Annotated in this window: 2 protein-coding genes and 1 pseudogene; 1 reads left to right on the top strand and 2 read right to left on the bottom strand. The window is 35.4% G+C overall.

Annotated features, from left to right (window positions below):
- Positions 1-488, bottom strand: a pseudogene (locus tag CLOL250_RS03215) (haloacid dehalogenase-like hydrolase); the annotation flags it as partial.
- Between the two features lie 26 nt (positions 489-514).
- Here CLOL250_RS03215 and CLOL250_RS03210 point away from each other — a divergent pair.
- Positions 515-1,162 (top strand): restriction endonuclease subunit S, encoded by a 648-nt coding sequence (locus CLOL250_RS03210; RefSeq protein ID WP_008400657.1) that lies wholly within the window; start codon positions 515-517, stop codon positions 1,160-1,162.
- On the opposite strand, the gene CLOL250_RS03205 is transcribed toward CLOL250_RS03210, so the two are convergent.
- Positions 1,159-1,586, bottom strand: a 428-nt coding sequence (locus CLOL250_RS03205) for a restriction endonuclease subunit S (protein WP_044944908.1), incomplete at its 5' end; no start/stop codon positions are given. The genes CLOL250_RS03210 and CLOL250_RS03205 overlap by 4 nt on opposite strands.

The raw sequence follows: 1,586 nt of genomic DNA, 5'->3' as shown, positions 1-1,586 counted from the left end.
CTAAACAAAAATTGTGTTTTATTGGTATAATTAACTACCTGTGCCGGCCATACTGCTTCTCCTGCATCATTATAATAGAATGAACTTGCATATATTTTCTTAAACTCTTTTGCTACCTCTGTACCTTCAATCATTTCTTTTAATCCAGATGAAATAATGTAATGTTCTACAATAACCCCCTTACTTTTACCATATTCGTTAATTCTGTCAAACCATGTGCTAACCCCTGGAAACAATCGTACCTTACCACCATCTTGACGTAATGTTTCCTTTGTGAATAATACTTTTCCTCTTGATTTGTCACGCATCATATACATATAAGCAAGATTTTGATCCATATCATTGTCTGATGCTAACTTATTTGATTCCTTCCAGAAATCTGCCACTTCATACTCAATCGACTGTATATATCCTTGTGCTTGCATATCTTCTGGAGATAAGGTTTTGTCAAAATCATAACAAATTGCTAAAATAGGCTGTTTTTTCATATATTTTTCCTCCCTTTTTCATTCATTTGAAAATTATAAACAATAATTTAGAGCAGCAAGCTCAGGCAATCTATCAGCAAATGTTCATAGATAATGCTCGTTCTGATTGGGCAGAAGGCACTTTAAGTGATATTGCTGATATTACAATTGGTCAGTCGCCAAGTGGCAGTAGCTATAACGAGGACGGAACTGGCACAATTTTCTTTCAAGGTCGTGCGGAATTTGGATTTAGATTTCCGTCAGTTCGTCTATACACCACTGAACCTAAACGAATGGCACGGTCAAATGATACTTTGATGAGCGTTCGAGCGCCGGTAGGCGACCTAAATGTCGCTCATACGGATTGCTGCATTGGTCGTGGACTTGCTGCCATTCATTCTAAATCCAACCATCAATCCTTTGTTCTTTACACGATGTTTTCGCTAAAAAAGCAGTTAGATGTTTTCAATGGCGAGGGAACGGTTTTTGGTTCTATCAATCGTAATTCGTTGAATGATATGCCAATTCTTATACCATCTGATGATATTTTGGACGAATTTGAAAGGATTGTAGCACCGATGGATTTAACCATTCGCAATAATTACGATGAAATTTGCCGCTTGCAGGATATTCGTGATACCTTGCTTCCTCGTTTAATGTCCGGTGAACTTGATGTCTCTGATATAGACATCTAAGCCACTAAATTATTGTTTATTTCTTCATTTTCTTCAATTTTTTTATCGATAGAATTTAGTATCTCAACTATTTTCCTTTGAGTTTCTATCTTTGGTAGCATAAGCGGTATCTGTTCGATAACATTTCTTTTGGCAATATTTACTTGTACAGAACCACTTGAACGTGAAACAATAGCATTATATCCATCTCTTGATGTAAAGAAATATTTCAAATACAACGGCAATATCTTATTTTGATCTACTCTTAACAGCAAAAGTGCTTGGCTAATAATCCCCTTGGGATCATCACTTCTGATAATAGAAACTTTTCCTACTGTCCCTGAACAACTTATTATTAAGTCATCAGTATTTACCTGAAATCGCTTCATCTCATTGAACTTTTGCTCATCAATATAATATCTAAAATGTCTACTATTATAGATTG

It is taken from the genome of Clostridium sp. L2-50 (genome assembly GCF_000154245.1).
Lineage (GTDB): Bacteria > Bacillota > Clostridia > Lachnospirales > Lachnospiraceae > Coprococcus.
Note: the sequence above shows the minus strand (reverse complement) of the source record. Positions and strands in the feature narration are given on the sequence as shown.